The sequence below is a fragment of the Planosporangium spinosum genome, assembly GCF_049999945.1.
Classification (GTDB): Bacteria; Actinomycetota; Actinomycetes; order Mycobacteriales; family Micromonosporaceae; genus Planosporangium; species Planosporangium spinosum.
The window spans coordinates 222442-241923 of the sequence record NZ_JBLYUB010000005.1; the positions used below are offsets into that span (position 1 = coordinate 222442).

Genomic DNA, 19482 nt, shown 5'->3' on the forward strand with positions numbered 1-19482 from the left:
GTATGGCCAACCGTCTGGCGGATGCGACCTCGCCCTACCTGCAACAACACGCCGACAACCCGGTCGACTGGTGGGAGTGGGGGCCAGAGGCGTTCGCCGAGGCGCGGCGCCGGGACGTGCCGCTGCTAATCTCCGTCGGGTATGCGGCGTGCCACTGGTGCCACGTCATGGCCCACGAGAGCTTCGCGCACGAGGGCGTGGCGGCCGTGGTCAACGAGGCGTGCGTACCGGTGAAGGTCGACCGGGAGGAACGCCCCGACGTCGACGCGGTGTACATGACCGCCACCCAGGCGATGACGGGTCAGGGTGGCTGGCCCATGACGGTCTTCGCCACGCCCGACGGGGAGCCGTTCTTCTGCGGTACCTACTTCCCCCGCCCCAACTTCGTGCGCCTGGTGCAGTCGGTGGCGGAGGCCTGGCGCGACAACCGCGAGGCCGTCCTGCGCCAGAGCGCCGCCGTCGTCGGGGCGATCAGCCGCGCCGGCGGGCGCGACCTGCCGTCGGGGGCGATGACCGACCGCGTGCTCGACGCCGCCGCCGCGTCACTGTGGCGCGAGTACGACCGCGAGTACGGCGGGTTCGGCGGCGCGCCCAAGTTCCCGCCGCACATGAACCTGCTCTTCCTGCTGCGCCACCACCAGCGCACCGGCTCACCGGAGTCACTGGAGATGGCCCGTCGGACCGGCGAGGCGATGGCCCGCGGCGGCATCTACGACCAGCTCGCCGGCGGCTTCGCCCGGTACAGCGTCGACCGCACCTGGACGGTGCCGCACTTCGAGAAGATGCTCTACGACAACGCGCTCCTGCTGCGCGTGTACACCCACCTCTGGCGGCTGACCGGCGACGAACTGGCGCTGCGGGTGGCCCGGGAGACCGTGGACTTCCTGCTCGGCGAGATGCGGACCGGCGAGGGCGGGTTCGCGTCCGCGCTGGACGCCGACACCGACGGGGTCGAGGGACTCACGTACGTGTGGACGCCGCACGGGCTCGCCGAGGTGCTGGGCGACGACGATGCCAACTGGGCGGCCGCGGTCTTCAACGTCACCGCGGAGGGGACGTTCGAGCACGGCACGAGCGTCCTGCAGTTGCCGGCCGACCCGGAGGACCTCGAACGCCTCGAGCGGATCCGGATGCTGCTGCGCGGTGCGCGCGCCGGCCGGCCGCAGCCGGCCCGTGACGACAAGGTCGTCGCGGCGTGGAACGGGCTGGTGGTGACGGCGCTGGCGGAGTACCTGTCGATCGTGCGTGACCGGGAGAGCAACGCCCTGGCGATCGAGGCGGCCATGGTGCAGGCCGGGAACGTACTGGCCGGGCACATCGTCGACGGCCGGCTGCGGCGCGTGTCGCGGGGCGGCGTGGTCGGCGAGCCGGCCGGGGTGCTGGAAGACCACGGCGCGGTCGCCGAGGCGTTCTGTGCGCTGCACCAGTACTGCGGCGAGGGGCGTTGGCTGGACCTCGCCGGGCAGCTGCTCGACACCGCCGTCGCGCACTTCGCCGACGGTACCGGCGGCTTCTACGACACCGCCGACGACGCCGAGCGGCTGGTCACCAGGCCCGCCGACCCGACCGACAACGCCACCCCGTCGGGCCTGTCGGCGCTGGCTGCCGCGCTGACCGCGTACTCCGCGCTGACCGGCGACAAGCGGTACCGCGATACGGCCGAGCTCGCGCTGGCGAAGGTCTCCGCGCTCGCCGCGCAGCACGCCCGGTTCACGGGGTACTCCTGCGCCACGGCCGAGGCGCTGCTGTCCGGCCCGTACGAGGTGGCGATCGCGGGTATGGCCGCCGACACCGAGCCATTGGCCGCCGCCGCGTGGTGGGCCGCCCCGCCCGGTGCGGTCATCGTCGCCGGGGAACCGGACGCTCCCGGCGTGCCGCTGCTGGTGGGCCGGCCGCTGCGGGACGGCCGGGCGACCGCGTACGTGTGTCGCGGCTTCGTCTGCGATGCGCCGGTGACGACGGTGGACGACCTGGTCGCCAAGCTGGCGCAGGCGCCGCAGACGTAGGCGCCGCGCTGTCCGGCCGGGCTCTGCGGCCGGGCCGTGGTCGCCGGTCGGGCTCTGCGGTCGGGCCGTGGTCTCCGGTCGGCCGGTTCCTCCCGTCGGCCGTCGACGGATCGCGCTGTTCACCGACTGCGGGCGCACCATTCGCCGTCGGGGGATGGTTTTCGCCCTACGGCGGTGCAACGATGTAAGCATGTAATCGCTGCACCGGGGAGGTCGTGATGAGGAAGGAACACTGGGCAGGCGCAGGTTGGAGCCGCGGTGGCGGCCGCGTCGAGCCACCGCCCACCGACGACGCCGCCGCCTGGATCAGCGGTGCGGTCCCGGACGGCTGGTTCACCGAGGTGCCGGAGATCACGATCGACCGGGACGAGATCGTCATCGTCGGCCGGCTCCCGGAGCCGACGCTGGCCGAAGGCGCGACCGATGCCGACCGTGCCACGGCAGAGCAGGGCAGGATCGCCTCGTTCCGGGAGTCGACCCGCGACCGGCGGATCGCTATCGCGCGGCAGCTGGAGCACCGGTACCGGCGCAAGGTCGGCTGGGGCGCGGTCGCCGGCGGCACCCGGGAGATGTTCACGACGCTGTCCGCGCCGGTGATGACCCGGCTACGCCAGCCTGACCGGCAGGTGCTGGACACGCTCGTCGCCGCCGGCGTGGCCCGCTCCCGATCGGACGCCCTCGCCTGGTGCGTGAACCTGGTCGGCCAACATGCCGACGCCTGGTTGGGTGAGTTGCGCGACGCGATGGGGGCGGTCGACGAGCTGCGCAGGCGAGGCCCGGCGTTGTAGGCCGGCTTCCGGTGTAGGCCGGCTTCCATACGAGCGGGGCGCCCTGTCGGGAACGCCACGGGCGGGACGCGTCGGGACGTCGCTGGCGGGCCGCCCCGTCGGGTCAGTACTCTTTGCGCCGATGGATTCCCACACCGGACTGCCCGTCGTCGGCATGGTGGGCGGCGGCCAGTTGGCCCGGATGACCCACCAGGCCGCGATCGCGCTCGGCCAGTCGCTCCGGATACTCGCCGCCGCACCCGACGACGGTGCCGCACTGGTGGCCCGCGACGTCGTCATCGGCCACCACACCGACCTCGCCGCGCTACGTGACTTCGCCAAGGGCTGTGACGTGGTCACGTTCGACCACGAACACGTCCCGGGCGAACATATCCGTGCGCTCGCCGCCGAGGGGGTCACGGTGCTCCCCGGCGCCGACGCCCTGCGGTACGCCCAGGACAAGCGGGCCATGCGGGAGCGCCTGTCCGAGCTGGGCCTGCCGGTGCCGCGCTGGCGTCCGGTCTCCGCGCGGGAGGACGTCGCCGACTTCGCCGCCGAGACCGGCTGGCCGGTCGTGGTCAAGGCGGTGCGCGGTGGGTACGACGGGCGCGGCGTCTGGGTCGTCGGTCCCGACGACCCGCTGCCGGACGTCGAGTTGATCGTCGAGGAGAAGGTGGCGCTGCGGCGCGAGCTGTCCGCGGTCGTGGCGCGTTCGCCGTTCGGCCAGGTCGCCGCGTACCCGGTCGTGGAGACCGTGCAGCGCGACGGGATCTGCGTCGAGGTGCTCGCGCCCGCGCCGAACCTGTCCGAGGATCTCGCGGTCGCCGCCGAGAAGCTCGCCATCGAGGTCGCCAACGCGCTCGGTGTCGTCGGGCTCCTCGCGGTCGAGCTGTTCGAGACGGCCGACGGCCTCGTCGTCAACGAGCTGGCGATGCGCCCGCACAACTCCGCGCACTGGACCATCGAGGGCGCGCGTACCTCGCAGTTCGAGCAGCACCTGCGCGCGGTGCTCGACTATCCGCTCGGCGACACGTCCCTGGCCGCGCCGGTGGTGGTGATGGCCAACGTTCTCGGTGGCACCGAGGGCGGGATGCCGATCGACGAGCGACTGCACCACCTGTTCGCCGCCGAGCCGGGCGCCCGCGTCCACCTGTACGGCAAGCAGGTCCGCCCCGGTCGCAAGATCGGACACGTGACGGTGCTCGGCGACGACCTGGCGGACGTACGGGCCCGCGCCGCGCGGGCGGCCCGCTGGCTGACCGAGGGTGGAGACCCGCATGCCTGACGTCGGCGTGATCATGGGCAGCGACTCGGACTGGCCCGTCATGAAGGCCGCCGCCGAGGCGCTCGCCGAGTTCGACGTGGCGTTCGAGGCGCACGTCGTGTCGGCGCACCGTACGCCCGAGAAGATGCTCGAGTACGCGCACACCGCCGCCGCCCGCGGCCTGAAGGTGATCATCGCGGGGGCGGGTGGCGCGGCCCACCTGCCGGGCATGGTGGCCGCGGCGACGCCGCTGCCGGTGATCGGCGTACCGGTGCCGTTGAAGTACCTCGACGGGATGGACTCGCTGCTGTCCATCGTGCAGATGCCGGCCGGGGTGCCGGTCGCCACGGTCTCCATCGGCGGCGCCCGCAACGCCGGCCTCCTCGCCGTACGCATCCTGGGGGCCTGGGACGAGCCCCTGCGCGCGCGGATGGCGACCTACCAGGAGGAGCTCAAGCGCCTGGTGGCCGACAAGGACGCGGCGCTCCAATCCGAGATCTTGGACAGTTAGACCGGTCATGGGCGGTCCAACCGCCCACGATCGTTGGATTACCGCAGGCGGTTGAGGGCGCCGCGCAGCCTCGCCACGTTCTGGCGGCGCTTCTCGTACGTGGCACCGAGGCCGACCAGCAGCGCACCGGCGGCGCCGAACAGGACCAGCAGCACCCACCAGGGCAGCATGGCCGACAGCCGCAGCAGCTCGTGCAGCGTCGCCACCGCGGTCACCACGCTGCCCACGACGACCGGCGCCTTCTGGCGGCGCACGCTCCCGATGGCGAGGATCAGGACACCGGCGACGATCACGAGTACCCGCCGCAGCGGCGCGGTGTCGGTCATCAGCACCAGGGCCAGGCTGGGCAGGAACCCGGCGACCAGCGCCGGCCCGTACGCCAGCCAGCTCCCCAGATCCGGCCGCCGGTGCAGCTCGAAGGCGCCCACCAGCAGGGCGAACACGGCGAACGGCAGGCTGTACGCCTCGGGCAGGGCGACCCGGCCGGTACTCATCAGCAGCCACACGCCGGCGACCTCCGCCGCCGAGGCGGCGAAGATCAGGCCCTGCAGGTACTTCTCCGGGCGGCCGGGGCGCAGCGCGGCAAGGCCGAGGATCGCGCCGAGCGCGGTGCAGACCAGCGCGGTGTACCGGGCGGCGCCGAGGGTGAGCGCGAGCGCCCCGCCCATGCCGAGGAACGCGGTCGCCTCGATGACCGTGACCTCGGCTTCGGTGGATTCGGTCGGCCGGATCCGCGGCAGGGTGGCGGCCAGCGCGACGGCGACCGCGCACACGCCCAGCAGCGGGAACGCCGCCCAGCGGGCGGGGTGGCCGGCGGCCAGGCTCGCGGCGACGGCGAGCAGCCCGGCCGCGCCGACGGCGACGTGCCAGCCGAGGATGCGGGCCAGCGGGTACCGGCCCCAGAGGGCGGCGATCGCGCCGACCACGACCGAGCCGGCGAGGGCCTGGACGGTCATCGACCGGGTCGCGAGGCTGCCCAGCTGACCGGCGAGCGTGGCGAGCACGGCCAGCGCGAACACCAACCGCCGGGCGACCCGCATCCGTCCGCCGTCGACGCTGTCCGGCGCCGGTGGCCGGGTCAACGCCAGGCTCAACCCGCACAGCGTCGTCACCATCAGGGCGAACGCCGCCTGGAGGGAGCCGTGGCCGGTACCGGCCGGGAAGAGCAGCATGGTGAGGCCGGCGCCGGGTACCACGACGGCCACCATCCGGTCGGCGATCTGCCCGCGCTCGCCGCCCAACCCGATGGCGGCGAGTGCGGCGGCGAACGTCAGCACCGCCACCGCGATCACATCGGTCGCGTGCGCCTTCCAGCCGTTGAACGGTGTGAGGTCGGCCGACCCGGTCAGCGTGGACGTCCAGGGGTGCAGGGCGAAGTGGTACGGCCCCAGGAGCGCGGCGACGAGCGGCAGCGAGACGGCGGCCACCGCGATGGCGGCGGGCACCGCGCTCGCCGCCGCCGCGCCGGTGCCGAAGCGGATTGGCTCGCCCGCCGGGCGCCACCACCGGCCGCCGAACCGGCTCCCGCCGGGCACCCATCGGGGGAGCTGCCATCCGGAGCGGCTCGCGCTCCAGTCGCCCACCGGCTGCCAGCCGTCCTCGACCCGCCAGCCGGCCCGCCGCACCGCGCCGACACGCATCAGCTCGGCGAGCACGCCGAGCAGGGCACCGGTCGCCCCGTACAGGCCGACGGGCAGGCCGTGGGGGAGGGCCGCGAGCGCGATCACGGTGCACGACACGGCCACCGCGCCGGTCACGTACGACAGGAAGCCGGGTATCCGCCAGCAGGCCAGGCCGGCGACGGGTAGCGCCGTGCTGGTGGCGGCGAGGGCACCGGCGAGGACCACCGGCGCCGGGTGCCCCCCGCCGCCCGCGATGGCACCGGCCGCGCCGGCGAGCGCGAGCACGGCCGCGGCGCACGCGCCCCCGCCGACGGGTACCAGGTGGGCCCGGGCGAGGCGGGCACCCGCGGTGCGGGTGTCGGCCAGGCGTACCCCGGCGAGGGCGGCGACCAGCGAGGCGACCAGCGCGACGCTCTCCAGGGTGGCCGCGGTCGACGCGGGCCGCACCAGGCTGGCCGCGGCGACGTAGAGGGCGAGCATCGCGGCGACGGTGGCCCGGGTGAACGCAACCCGGGGCCGGTCGGCCAGGGCCGCGGCGACGCCGAGCCCCAACATCGCCAGCAGGCCGATCGCCATCGGTGACCACCACGGCAGCTCGAACGCGACCGGCGCGGCCACCGCGGCGAGCCCCAGCGTGACGGTCGCGATGCCGTCGCCGAGCGCGCCCGGCACCACGACCAGGGCCGCGAGGCCGATCAGCAGCAACGCCACCGGCGTCTGCCAGCCGTACGGGGTGTACCGGGAGGCGGCCTCCTGCCACGCCGGGCCGAGGCTGGCCCGCCACACCGGGTGGGCCGCCCCGATCACTCCGACCGCGGCGCCGAGGGCGGCGACGCCGCAGACCGCCGCGATGACGGCGCCGACGACCATCTCCCCGGCGACCGGTCCGCGTCGCTGCGGCGCCGGCATCGCCCGGACCGCGACCGCGACGGTGAGGACCAGCACGGCCGTGGTCACCAGGCCGACGCCGGGAACGACGAGGGCGAGTACCCGGGCCAGCGCGACGGTGGCGCTCGCGGCGACGGCCCCGGCGGCGACGTCACGGCCGTTCAACCGCTGGCCGAAGATGACCCGGTCGCTCAGCGAGGGTGCGGTCCACAGCAGGATCGCGCTGGCGACGAGCAGCAGGCCGACGGCCATGTCGACGATGGTCGTACCGCGGGCGACCAGGGTCGCCACGGCCACCACGAAGGTGCCGAGGAACGTGCCGAGCAGCAGCGGCCGGTTCTCCCGGCGCCCGGAGACCAGCCGGACGGCGGCGTACGCGAGGGTGCCGGACACCGCGACGAAGCCGCCGGCGAGGACGAACGACGCCCCGGCGCCGGGGAAGACGGACTCGCGTACCAGCGCCGTGAGGCCGGAGCAGACGGCACCGGGCAGTGCGAACGCGGCGCCACCGGCGGCCCAGGCGGCGACGCGTTGGCCGACGAGTTCGGTACGGGGATCGGTCGGCGCCGGCCGCAACATCGCGATCATGAATCCGCCCAGCGTGATCGCGGCCAGGGTCAGCGACGTCATGGCGGGATGGGTGAGGCCGGTGAGCGCGGCGTACCCGCCGATCACGCCGGCGGCGGCCACGAAGCCGTTCGCGGAGTTCTCGTCGGGTGCGGCCAGTCCGCTCGCGCCGACCAGGATCGCGACGACGACCAGGACCGTCGGGGTCACCACCCAGTTGAGATGGCCGGCCGCGGGCAGGGTCAGCACCGTGAGTACGCCTCCGGCGAGGGCGGCGTTGACGCGCGCCGGGCCGGGCAGCGCCAGCGCCACCGCGAGGGTCAGCAAGGCGCCGGCCACGACCAGGTGCCAGCCGGTGGGGCCGGCCTCGGCGGCTACCCGGGCGGGGTACCCGGTGAGGTCGGCGTGCCACCACGGGAACGCGGCCCGGACCGGGGCGACGATGGCCGGTACGACCGTGGCGAGCAGGGCCAGCGCGGTGACCGCCGCCGAGGCGCTGCTGGCCAGTCTCGGGCCGTGCCGGGCCGGTGTCGGCAGCAGGCGCACCACCACGGCGGCGACCGCGACCGCCAGGGCGGCGAACAGCAGGGCACGCCCGGGCAGGGTGACCATGCCGACGCGGGTGACCGCGCCGACGATCGCGAAGGTGGCGAGCGCGCCGGCCAGGTCCGGCAGCGGCCGGCGCCGCCAGGTCAGCGCACCGGCCAGGCCGAGACCGGCGGCGAGCAGCATCGCCAGCGCGGCCTGTACGACCGGCAGCGGCGACGTGGCGGTCAACAGCGCGACGGTGGCGTAGGCCAGCGACGCTCCGAACGCGAGCGTGAACAGCACCCAGGTCAGGTCGCGCAGGATGGCCGGCGGCCGGAGGGTCGGTGCGGTCCCTGCCGCCGCTGCGGCCGGTGCCGCGGCCGACCGCGGCACCGGCCGCTTGGCCGGCTCCGCCGGTCGGTCGGGCAGGTCGGCCACGGTCTTGACGTCGTCGGGCTCCTCAGGGGCGCTCTCCGGGCGCATCGGCGTGCCGGTGGGTTCGACCGGTTCGGGTTCGGGCGCTGGCTCGGCGCGGTGCCCCAGGTGTCGCTGTACCGGCGGGACCAGCCCGGCCAGCGCCGCGAACCGGCCCGGGCGGCTGAGGCTGGTGCCGAGGGCCAGGTCGAGCGCGGCCACCCCGGCGAGCACCAGTGCCCAGCCGACGGGGCCGTCGATCCACTCGTACCCGAGCAGCGGCAGTACCGGTTGCAGCACCAGGACCGTGGCGTACCGGGGGGCGACGAGGTGGCTGGCGCCCCGGTACGCGGTGGCGACGGCGGCCGTCGCGAGGCACACGAATCCGAAGTAGACCGGAGTGGGGACCGACGGCGCGCCGAACAGCCCGAGCGACCAGGTGACGTACCCGTCGAGCAGCACCATCAGCAGCCCGACGGAGGCGAGTGTCTCGGCGGTGGCGGCCAGCCCGTGCAGTTTCAGCCGCACCGGCAGCATCAGCAGGATGACCGTGGCGAGGGTGAGCAGCGCGACCCGGCCGGTGGCACCGAGACTGCCGAACCCGAACACCGCGAGTACGACGGCGGCGCCGGCCAGCAGCAGGCCGCCCACGGCCAGCAGCACGCTCTGGGAGGTCGCCGTGGTGGTCTCCGCGCCGCCGAGGCGGCCCGGCCTCGCCGTCGGCGGCCGGGGGGTGGCGGGGGTGCGGACCCGGGTGCGCTCCGAGCCCTCCGCCAGCACGCCGGGCAGGCGGGCGGCGATGGCGGGCGGTAGCCCGCGGCCGGGCGGGGTGGCCGGCGGCGTCCGCTGCGGTGGCACCGTCGGCGGCGCACCGGTGGTGGGTGGCGCGCTCGGCACGCCGGTGGCGGGCGACCGCTTCGGCGCGCCGGTGCTCGTGGTGGCCGGCGGTTTCGGCGCGCCGGTGCTCGTGGTGGCCGGCGGTTTCGGCGCGCCGGTGCTCGTGGTGGCCGGCGGCTTCGGCGCGCCTGCGGGCGGCATGTCCGGCGGGGGTTGGGGGGTCGCCGGTGCGTCCGGTGCGGGATCCGCGTGAGGGACCGCGTTGACGGGGGTGGCCTCTCCCCGGCGGCTGATGCGCGAGCGCAGCGAACGGGTCGACCCGCGGCCGTCGGTGTCGCGGCCGAACTTGTCCCGAACGCGGCGGGCCAGCGAATCGCGCTGCGCCGAGGCGTGCGCGAGCTGCGCTTTCAGCAGCAGCTGGTCCTTTTCGTACTGGCGTTTCTTGGCCTCGAGCGCGGCCACGGTCCGCTTGAACATCGCCAGCGCGGCGACGTCCTGGTCGTAGGGGCTTCCGCAGCGACGGCACCCCGCTTCCCGGGTCACCGTGCCGCCGCAGACCGGACACTGATAGGTGTCCACGCCGCTCCCTCCCGCCCGCCGGGTGCGTCGCGCACCCGGCGCCTCCTACGGGAGTTTCCCGCACGCGAGGCCCCCACAGGAAGATTCTGCGTGGTTCGGTGAGGTTCCGCCCGCCACGATCATGGATACGTTCGGAAAGTTCCCGGATCGAACTTTGCCGAACCTATCCCGGAATGGCGGGCGGCGATCAGGACCGGACGGGGAGGGGCGGGGCGGGCGGTCAGGACAGGACGGGGCGGGCGGTCAGGACAGGACGGGGCGGGCGGTCAGGACAGGACGGGGCGGGCGGTCAGGACAGGACGGGGCGGGCGGTCAGGACAGGACGGGGCGGCCCATGCCGCGGTACTCCCAGCCGGCGGCGGTCCACAGTGCGGGGTCGAGGCAGTTACGGCCGTCGATCACCCGACGCCCGGCGACGAGCTCGCCCAGCGCCTGCGGGTCGGCGTTGCGGAACTCCTCCCATTCGGTGAGCACGCAGACGAGTTCCGCGCCCGCCACGGCCTCGGTCAGGGCCTTGGCATACGAGACGTCGCCGACCTCGCGCTTGGCGTTCTCCATGCCCTCCGGGTCGTACACCGTCACCAGCGCACCGGAGCGGGCCAGCTTGCGCACCACGGACAGGGCCGGCGAGTCGCGCACGTCGTCGGAGTTGGGCTTGAAGGCCGCGCCGAGCACCGCGATGCGTACGCCGGACAGGTCGGGGCCGGCCGGCCCGTACGGGCGCTCCAGCAGCTCGGCGGCGAGCTGGACGACGCGCTGGCGGCGGCGCTGGTTGATCAGGTCGACCTCGTGCAGGAAGCGCAGCGCCTCGCCGACGCCGAGTTCCTGGGCGCGGGCCTGGAACGCGCGGATGTCCTTAGGCAGGCAGCCGCCGCCGAAGCCGACGCCGGCGCGCAGGAACTTGTTGCCGATGCGCGAGTCGTAGCCGATGGCGCGGGCGAGCATGGTGACGTCGGCGCCGGCGGCCTCGCAGACCTCGGCCATCGCGTTGATGAACGAGATCTTCGTGGCGAGGAACGCGTTCGCGGCCACCTTGACCAGCTCGGCGGTGGCGAAGTCGGTGACCACGACCGGTACCTCGCGGTCCTCGGTCACGGCCAGGTCGAACACGCCCTTGTGGGCGGCGTAGAGCATGGCGTTCGCCCACTCGGTCTTGACGCCGATGATGATCCGGTTGGGGCGGAGCACGTCCTCGACGGCGAATCCCTCCTGGAGGAACTCCGGGCTCCACGCGACCTCGACTCCGGAGTCGGTGGGGGCGTGGCGGCGGACAAGCTGCTCGATCCATTCGGCCGTGCCCACCGGTACGGTCGACTTGCCCACGATCAGCGCCTTGCGCTGCAGGTGCGGTGCGAGGTTGGTCACAGCGCTCTCGACATAGGAGAGGTCGGCGGCCATGCCGTCGGCGCGCTGTGGCGTACCCACGCAGATGAAGTGCACGTCACCGAAGTCCGCCACCTCCTCATAGGAGGTCGAGAAGCGCAGCTTGCCGGAGGCGAGGTTCTTCTTGAGCAGCTCGTCGAGGCCGGGCTCGTGGAACGGCACCTCGCCCTCGGAGAGCATCGCGATCTTGGCCTTGTCGACATCGAAGCCGAGGACCTCGTATCCCAGCTCGGCGAAGCAGATGGCGTAGGTGGCGCCGAGGTAGCCGGTGCCAAGGAAGGTCAGGCGCGGACGCGCGGCGCCGGACGGAGGGGTCACGGCTGCGGGTGTCGTGCTGGGGTATGGGATGGTCACGCCACGTCTCCGGTCGGTGTGGTGAGCGTCGGCGCACGGGTGGGTGCGGGCCGCTCGGTGTCAATATATCGAATCTGTGCTAGGACAAATCACGTCGATATTGGGTCAATCGCCGCGCGTGCACCACCGTGTTCAGCCGGGACGCCACTCGGGCGAGGATAGCGGCACCATACCCACCGCGGGGGCCGCCGTTCGTTACCCGTCGGTATCCTGGCAGCCGCCCACGTCGTTTCGGGAGGCTACAGCCATGGCGGATGCACAGTTCGACGTCTACCAACTACCGGAGGAGCACCAGGCGATCCGGGAGGCGGTGCGCGCGGTCTGTGAGGGCAAGGTGGCGCCCAACGCCACGGCGGCCGACGAGACCGGGGAGTTCCCGCAGGCGTCCTACGACGCGCTGCGTGCCGCCGACTTCCACGCTCCGCACATCCCGGCCGAGTACGGAGGCGCCGGCGCCGACGCGCTGGCCACGGCGATCGTGATCGAAGAGGTGGCCCGGGTGTGCGCCTCCTCGTCGCTGATCCCGGCGGTCAACAAGCTCGGCACGATGCCGCTGCTGCTGTCGGCGTCCGAGGAGCTCAAGCGGCAGTACCTGCCGGCGGTGGCGGCCGGGGACGCGATGTTCTCGTACTGCCTGACCGAGCGGGAGGCGGGCAGCGACGCCGCGTCGATGAAGACCCGCGCCGAGCGGGATGGCGACCACTACGTGCTCAACGGCGCGAAGTGCTTCATCACCAACGCGGGCGTGTCCGAGTACTACACCGTGTTCGCGGTCACCGAACCGGGCACGGGCGCCCGCGGCATCTCGGCGTTCGTGGTGGAGAAGTCCGACGCCGGTGTGAGCTTCGGCGCACCGGAGAAGAAGCTCGGCATCAAGGGCTCGCCGACCCGCGAGGTGTACTTCGACAACGTCCGGATCCTGGCCTCCCGCATGATCGGGGCGCCCGGCACCGGCTTCGCCACCGCCATGCGCACCCTCGACCACACCCGGGTGACGATCGCCGCCCAGGCCGTCGGCATCGCCCAGGGCGCGCTGGACTTCGCCAAGGGTTACATCCAGGAGCGTAAGCAGTTCGGCAAGGCCGTCGCCGAGTTCCAGGGCATCCAGTTCATGCTCGCCGACATGGGCATGAAGGTGGAGGCGGCCCGGCAGCTCACCTACGCCGCGGCGGGGAAGTCCGAGCGCGGCGACGCCGACCTGACGTACTTCGGCGCGGCGGCCAAGTGCTTCGCGTCCGACGCCGCAATGGAGATCACCACTGACGCGGTTCAGCTCCTCGGCGGGTACGGCTACACCAGGGACTTCCCGGTGGAGCGGATGATGCGTGACGCCAAGATCACCCAGATCTACGAGGGCACGAACCAGGTGCAGCGCATCGTCATGGCCCGTCAGCTGCTGCGCGGCTGAGTCACGCCGGCCGCGTCCGGCCGGGAGCACGCCGGCCACCGTACGCGGTCGGGTTCCACACCGGCCACCGCACGGGGTCGGGTTCCATGCCGGCCACCGCACGGGGTCGGGTTCCATGCCGGCCGTCGCGGCGGTCGGGTTCCACGCCGGCCGTCGCGCGGCGGATCTTGTAGGAAAGAGCACAGCAATGTCTGAGGGAAAGCCCACCTCGTACTCTCGGGTGACACTCAGTCGGATCATGACCGCCGTGGACGTGAACCTGTACGGGACCGTCCACGGTGGAGTGATCATGAAGTTCATGGACGACGTGGCGGGTGCCGCCGCCGCGCGGCACTGCGGTGGCACCGCGGTCACCGCGGCCATCGACGAGATCGCCTTCCTCGAACCGGTGCGCACCGGTGACCTGGTGCACGCGCACGCCCAGGTCAACTGGACCGGCAAGGCGTCGATGGAGGTCGGGGTGCGGCTGGTCGCCGAGCGGTGGGACCGCGCGGAGGACGAGCCGGTCGACGTCGCCACCGCGTACCTCGTGTTCGTGGCCGTCGACGCCGACGGCAAGCCGCGCGAGGTCCGGCCGGTTCTGCCGGAGACCGCCGAGGACGAGCGCCGCTGGCGGGAGGCGGAGATCCGGCGGGCACACCGGTTGGCCCGTCGGGAGGCGATCCAGGCGTCCCGGGAGACGGCCCGGCCACCACAACTCTGATCGCCGTATGTGGGCCGGACCCATACGTCGGGGCCGGTGGCCCGTGCGAGGATGCAGACTATGACAGGCGAGGTGCTCTGGACGCCACCGGGTGACATACGTGATCGTTCGCGCATCGGCGCGTACCTTCGCTGGCTGTCCGAGCGGCGCGGGCTGGACTTCGCCGACTACGCCGCGCTGTGGCGGTGGTCGGTCGACGACCTGCCCGGGTTCTGGCGCTCGATCTGGGACTATTTCGAGGTGGTCGCCGACACGGCACCGGGTGACACGCTGCCGGACGCGACGATGCCCGGCGCGCGGTGGTTCCCGGACGCCCGGCTCAACTACGCCGAGAACGTGCTGCGTATGCCGGGTCTCGGCGACGACGAGCCGGCCGTCCTCGGATACTCGCAGACCCGCGGGCCGGTCACGCTGACCGCCGCCGAGCTGCGGGACGGGGTCCGGCGCGTCCGGGCCGGGCTCGCGCGGCTGGGCGTGGTGGCCGGCGACCGGGTCGCCGCGTACACGCCGAACATCCCCGAGACCTACGTCCTCATGCTCGCCACCGCGAGCCTGGGCGCGGTCTTCTCCAGCTGCGCGCCGGAGTTCGGTACCCGCAGCGTGGTCGACCGGTGGCGGCAGATCGCGCCGAAGGTGCTGGTCGCCGTCGACGGCTACCGCTACGGCGACAAGGCGGTCGACCGTACCGGCGAGGTGGCCGCGATCGCGGAGGCGCTGCCGTCGCTGGAGCACACGGTCATGCTGTCCTACCTGGACGCCGACCGTCCGGACGGCTGGGCGGAGCTGGCCGCGCCGACCGACGAGCCGCTGGAGTTCGCGCCGGTACCGTTCGACCACCCGCTGTACGTGCTGTACTCGTCGGGCACCACCGGCCTGCCCAAGCCGATCGTGCACGGCCACGGCGGGATCCTGCTCGAACACCTCAAGATGCTGGCGCTGCACCACGACCTCGGCCCCGGCGACCGGTTCTTCTGGTTCTCCACCACCGGCTGGATGATGTGGAACTACCTGGCCTCCGGGCCGGCGGTGGGCGCGGCGATCGTGCTGTTCGACGGCAATCCGGGCGCCCCGGACCTGGGTGAGCTGTGGCGGATCGCCGCCGAGTCCGGCATGACGTACTTCGGCACCTCGGCGCCGTTCCTGCTGTCCTGCCGCAAGGCCGGGATCGTGCCGCGGCAGATCGCCGACCTGTCGAGGCTGCGCGGCGTCGGCTCGACCGGCGCGCCACTGCCGCCCGAGGGGTTCCGCTGGGTGTACGAGGCGGTCGGCTCCGACCTGCTGCTGGCTTCGGCGTCCGGGGGCACCGACGTGTGCACCGCGTTCGTCGGCGGGGTGCCGCTACTGCCGGTGTACGCCGGGGAGATCTCCTGCCGGGCGCTGGGCGCGCGGGTGGAGGCTTTCGGCCCCGACGGCACGCCGGTCGTCGGCGAGCTGGGGGAGCTGGTCATCACCGCGCCGCTGCCGAGCATGCCGGTCGGCTTCTGGGGCGACTCCGACGGTACGCGCTACCGGGAGGCGTACTTCGACGCGTACCCGGGGGTCTGGCGGCACGGCGACTGGATCACGATCTCCGAGCGCGGCTCGTGCGTGATCACCGGTCGTTCGGACGCCACCCTCAACCGTGGCGGAGTACGCCTGGGTACCGCCGAGTTCTACTCGGTGGTCGAGGGGATCGACGAGGTCGTCGACTCGGTCGTGGTGCACCTGGAGGACCCGGCCGGCGGCGCGGGGGAGCTGCTGCTGTTCGTGGTGCTCGACGCCGGCCTCGAACTGGACGACGCGCTACGCTCCCGGATCGCCCGCGAACTGCGTACGGCGCTGTCGCCGCGGCACGTACCGGACGAGATCTTCCAGGTGCGGGCGGTGCCCCGCACGCTGTCGGGCAAGAAGCTCGAAGTGCCGGTGAAGCGCATCCTCACCGGTACGCCGGTGGATTCGGCCGCCGCCAAGGGCGCGCTGGTCAATCCCGAGTCGCTGAGCGCCTTCGAACAGCTGGCCGCCCGCCGTCACCCGTAACGCCGCCCGCCCGTAACGCCGCCCGCCCGCTCATGATCGTGGAGGATTCTCCGTGCTGGGACACGGAGAATCCTCCACGATCATGGTGGGAGCGTGGGGCACGCTGAGGGAGCGCGGGTCACGCTGAGGGAGTGCGGGTCACGCTGAGGGAGCGCGGGTCACGCTGAGGGAGCGCGGGTCACGGGGCGAGGACGTGGGTGATCCGTTCCGACTCGCGGCGGCGTTCGAGCGCCGCCGGGTCGGTGTTGGCGCACAGCACGACCGACGCGCCCGCCGCGAGCGGGACCAGCAGCCACGTCGACGGGTCGATCGCCTGGGCGGCGTCGACCAGTACCCGGTCGGTCGGGCCGAGGCCGCGCCGCGCGGCCGACTCCCGGGCCGCCCGGCACAGTTCCCCGTGCGTGGTGCCGTCGCCGGTCGCCGGGTCGGACTCGCGGACCGGGGCGTACGGGCGGAAGTGGTCGCCGTGGCCGCGCACCTCGGCGACGTAGTCGACGAAGCCGGCAGGGACCTCGCGCAGCGGTAGGCCCATCGGGGCGAGGCCGAGCACGAACCGCTCGCCGCTGGGCGCCCGGTCGAGCCGGTCGACGGTGACGAAGCTCACCTCGGCCGGCTCCAGGGCGCCGACGAGCCCCGGGCCAACGGCGCCGACGAGCGCCGATCCGACCGCGCCGCCCGGCGCCGATCCGACCGCGCCGCCCGGCACCGGGCCGGCGTAGGTCACCGCGAGCCCGGCCGACCACGCGCCGAGCAGTACCGCGGCGGTCTGCCAGTGCGGCGGCAGCGCGACGCCCGCGTGGTCGCCCGGGCCGAGCCCGCAGCCGTCGACGAGCAGGTTCGCGGTCTTGGCGACCCAGTTCGCCAGCGTCGTGCCCGACAGTTCGGTCCGCTCTCCGGTCGCGTCGTCGTAGAAGGTCAGCAGCGGCCGGGTCGGATCGGCCGCCACTGCCGCGTGAAAAACGGCAGGAACGCTACCAAAACCATCTTTGCCAGATATAACCACGAGGTACTCCAAAACGGGCGAATGGTGGTAATACGTGAGCGGCAGGGCGGCGCGGTCACGGCGACGATACCGACTGGTCTCGGTCGGGGTCGTCGTCGCGGCGGGGCTTCCGTTGGTGGCGGCCGGCGTCGGGCACGCCGACGGGCTTGCGGTGACCGCGCCACCGGCCCGCGAGGCCGAGGGCGCGGCGGCCAACCGCGCCGCCGTCAAGGCGGCGGCCGGCCCGGCCGTCCGGACCGCACCCGGGCTCGCGCCGGGGGTCGAGCGGCTGCGTCTCGGCCGGTTCGACGCACCCGCCACCGACGTCACGGCCCGCTTCGGCGTGCCCGAGGGAGTACCGCTCGCGGCCGGCTTCCCCGGGCCGGACGGCGCCCGGTCGCTGAGTCTGGTCCGGCAGGGGCTGACGCCGTTCCGGGCCGTCGGCGTGACCTGGACCGGTCCCGCGGACGGCGTCAGCGTCGCTGTCCGCGGCCGGACCGGTGCCGGTACCTGGGGTGCCTGGCACGTCGCCGCGCCGACCGGAGGCGCCGACGCGACCGGTACCGGAGTGCGGCAGGGTGCCCAGTTGGTGTGGCTGGGTACCGGCGACGCGGTGGAGGTCACCGTCACCTCGACGGCCACCGGTACGCCCGACGACGTGACCGTCGACCTCATCGACCCGCGCGAGGCGCCCGGCGACGACGTGCCCGTACCGTCGGTGACGTCGGCGTCCGTTGACGCCTCCCGGGTCGGCCGGCCGCCGATCCACACCCGGCAGGAGTGGGGCGCCGACGAGCGGTTGATGAACTGGCCGCCGCAGTACGCGACCACCGTCCGCGCGCTGGCCTGGCACGACCGGTCGATCGGCGGCGACTACGCCGAGGCCGACGTCCCCGGAATCCTGCGGGCGCTGTTCTACTACGACGCGGTCAGCCGCGGCTGGGGCGACATCGGCGACAACGTGCTGATCGACCGGTTTGGTCGGCTCTGGGAGGGCCGCTACGGTGGGCTGTCGCGCCCGGTCGTCGGCGCGCACACGCCGGGGCGCAACGTCGGCACCGCCGGTATCGGCGTGCTGGGTGGAGTTCCGTCCCCGGCGGCGTCCCCCACGGCGTCCCCCACGGCGTCCCCGGCGGCGTCCCCCACGGCGTCCCCGGCGGCGCCGTCCACGGTGTCCGCGGGGGCACCGTCCACCGTGGCCGCGGATGCCGCCGCGGTGGCGCCGGCCGTCGAGGCCGCGGCGCGGTACGTCGCCTGGAAGCTGTCCATCGGCCCCGCCGTCGACCCGCGGGGCACCACGACCCTGCCGGCTGCCGGCGCGCCGGGCGGCTCGGCGCCGAAGTCGGCCTCCACGAAGCCCGCCACACCGGCGAAGCCCGCCACACCGGCGAAGCCCGCCACACCGGCGAAGCCCGCCACACCGGCGGCGACGTCCACCCGGCCGGCGACGTCGGCCGTCTCGCCGGGCGTGAAGGCCGCCGCGGTGCCGACGGCGACGCCCGCCACCGTGACGGCGACGCCCGCCACCCCGACGCTGACGCCCGCCACCCCGACGCCGACGTCCGCCGCGCCCACGGTGGCGAAGACCGCCGCCAAGGCCACGCCGACGGCGACGGCGACCAGGCCACGGGTCAGCGCCACGCCCGCGCCGGTGACCGTGTCGCGGGTGTTCGGCGGCGACCGGAGCGTCGCGGCGGACGTCCTGCCGCAGGTCCGCGACCGGGCGTACGCGCTGATGGGCGCCTGGGCGAAGCCGGAGACGATGCGGCGAACCCTGGCCACCTGGAGCCCGGACCGGGCCACCTTCACCGAGCTGGGCGACGTGGCGCAGCCGTGGAGCGGGCAGCCAGGCGACGTGCCGGTGCCGGCCGACTACGACGGTGACGGGCAACTGGACAAGGCGACGTGGTCGCCCGAGACCGGGGTGTGGACGATCCAGAACTCCAGCGCCGGGACCACCGAGCGGTTCGTGCTCGGCCAGCGTGGCGACGTCCCGGTACCGGCCGATTACGACGGTGACGGGCGGGCCGAACCGGCCACCTTCACCTCGGCCACCGCCACCTGGCACGTCCGCGGCAGCGGCGACGTGATCTTCGGCCAGCGCGGTGACGTCCCGGTACCGGCCGACTACACCGGCGACGGCCGGGCCGACCTCGCGGTCTTCCGCGCGAAGAGCGGGCTGTGGGAGATTCGGGGCATGGGCAAGGTCCACCTCGGTTCGGCATGGCACCTGCCGGTGCCCGCCGACTACGACGGCGACGGCAAGGCGGAGCCGGCGACGTTCTCGCCGAAGTCGGGCCTGTGGTACCTGCGTGGCAAGGCGCCGGTGCGCTTCGGCAACCCGGGCGACGTGCCCGTACCGGGCCAGTACGACGGGGACGGCAAGGCCGATCTCGCGGTGTGGCGCCCGCCGGCCAAGGGCGCGACGACCGGTACGTGGCTCGTTCGGGGGGTGGGTACCTACCCCTTGGGTACCGCGGGTGACGTGCCTACGACCCTCGGGTAACCGTTTCGTCGATTCCGTCGCGGGTACGCGTTGTGGACATCGGGCGGTGGGTTGGGGGCAGTAGGCTGACGGACAGACGCCGCAATCCGCGTACCGCCCGGCGCCGGTCCGGTCCGACCCGCACGATACGGGTCTCACCGGCTGGAA

The 19482-nt window shown here is 73.8% G+C and carries 11 protein-coding genes; 8 read left to right on the forward strand and 3 right to left on the reverse strand.

From position 1 onward, the window contains the following. The first annotated feature begins 2 nt into the window (after nt 1-2). The 4 genes from ACNTMW_RS09560 (at nt 3) to purE (ending at nt 4548) form a co-directional block, all read left to right on the forward strand. On the forward strand, nt 3-2006 hold the full coding sequence (locus tag ACNTMW_RS09560) for a thioredoxin domain-containing protein (RefSeq protein ID WP_426633061.1): 2004 nt from the start codon (nt 3-5) through the stop codon (nt 2004-2006). Between the two features lie 218 nt (nt 2007-2224). Further along, nucleotides 2225-2794, forward strand: coding sequence for a hypothetical protein (locus tag ACNTMW_RS09565; RefSeq protein WP_426633062.1), 570 nt, complete (start codon nt 2225-2227; stop codon nt 2792-2794). A 121-nt stretch (nt 2795-2915) separates the two neighbouring features. Continuing rightward, nucleotides 2916-4058, forward strand: a complete 1143-nt coding sequence (locus ACNTMW_RS09570; RefSeq protein WP_426633063.1) for a 5-(carboxyamino)imidazole ribonucleotide synthase — start codon at nt 2916-2918, stop codon at nt 4056-4058. Continuing rightward, complete coding sequence (gene purE / locus ACNTMW_RS09575; protein ID WP_426633064.1) at nt 4051-4548, forward strand: 5-(carboxyamino)imidazole ribonucleotide mutase; 498 nt, start codon at nt 4051-4053, stop codon at nt 4546-4548. Before ACNTMW_RS09570 ends, purE begins: the two co-directional genes overlap by 8 nt. Nucleotides 4549-4586: 38 nt before the next feature. Here purE and ACNTMW_RS09580 read toward each other — a convergent pair whose 3' ends face one another. Together ACNTMW_RS09580 and ACNTMW_RS09585 are read right to left on the reverse strand one after the other, a co-directional pair. Next, nucleotides 4587-9983, reverse strand: coding sequence for an SCO7613 C-terminal domain-containing membrane protein (locus ACNTMW_RS09580; protein ID WP_426633065.1), 5397 nt, complete (start codon nt 9981-9983; stop codon nt 4587-4589). Nucleotides 9984-10295: 312 nt separating this feature from the next. After that, a complete protein-coding gene (locus tag ACNTMW_RS09585; RefSeq protein WP_426633066.1) occupies nt 10296-11720 on the reverse strand; it encodes a UDP-glucose dehydrogenase family protein in 1425 nt (474 codons plus the stop codon). A 247-nt stretch (nt 11721-11967) separates the two neighbouring features. On the opposite strand from ACNTMW_RS09585, the gene ACNTMW_RS09590 reads away from it, so the two are divergent. From ACNTMW_RS09590 to ACNTMW_RS09600, 3 genes are all read left to right on the forward strand, one after another. Beyond that, nucleotides 11968-13128, forward strand: coding sequence for an acyl-CoA dehydrogenase family protein (locus tag ACNTMW_RS09590; protein ID WP_426633067.1), 1161 nt, complete (start codon nt 11968-11970; stop codon nt 13126-13128). A 187-nt stretch (nt 13129-13315) separates the two neighbouring features. Then, entirely contained in the window at nt 13316-13831 is a 516-nt protein-coding gene (locus ACNTMW_RS09595) for an acyl-CoA thioesterase (RefSeq protein WP_426633068.1), read from the forward strand. 60 nt (nt 13832-13891) lie between these two features. Then, on the forward strand, nt 13892-15847 hold the full coding sequence (locus ACNTMW_RS09600) for an acetoacetate--CoA ligase (RefSeq protein ID WP_426633069.1): 1956 nt from the start codon (nt 13892-13894) through the stop codon (nt 15845-15847). 178 nt (nt 15848-16025) lie between these two features. Here ACNTMW_RS09600 and ACNTMW_RS09605 read toward each other — a convergent pair whose 3' ends face one another. Next, nucleotides 16026-16844 carry a TIGR03089 family protein gene (locus tag ACNTMW_RS09605; protein WP_426633165.1) on the reverse strand — a complete coding sequence of 273 codons (819 nt, stop codon included), beginning with the start codon at nt 16842-16844 and terminating at the stop codon, nt 16026-16028. A 40-nt stretch (nt 16845-16884) separates the two neighbouring features. On the opposite strand from ACNTMW_RS09605, the gene ACNTMW_RS09610 reads away from it, so the two are divergent. After that, nucleotides 16885-19335 carry a peptidoglycan recognition protein family protein gene (locus ACNTMW_RS09610; RefSeq protein ID WP_426633070.1) on the forward strand — a complete coding sequence of 817 codons (2451 nt, stop codon included), beginning with the start codon at nt 16885-16887 and terminating at the stop codon, nt 19333-19335. The last annotated feature ends 147 nt before the right edge of the window (nt 19336-19482 follow it).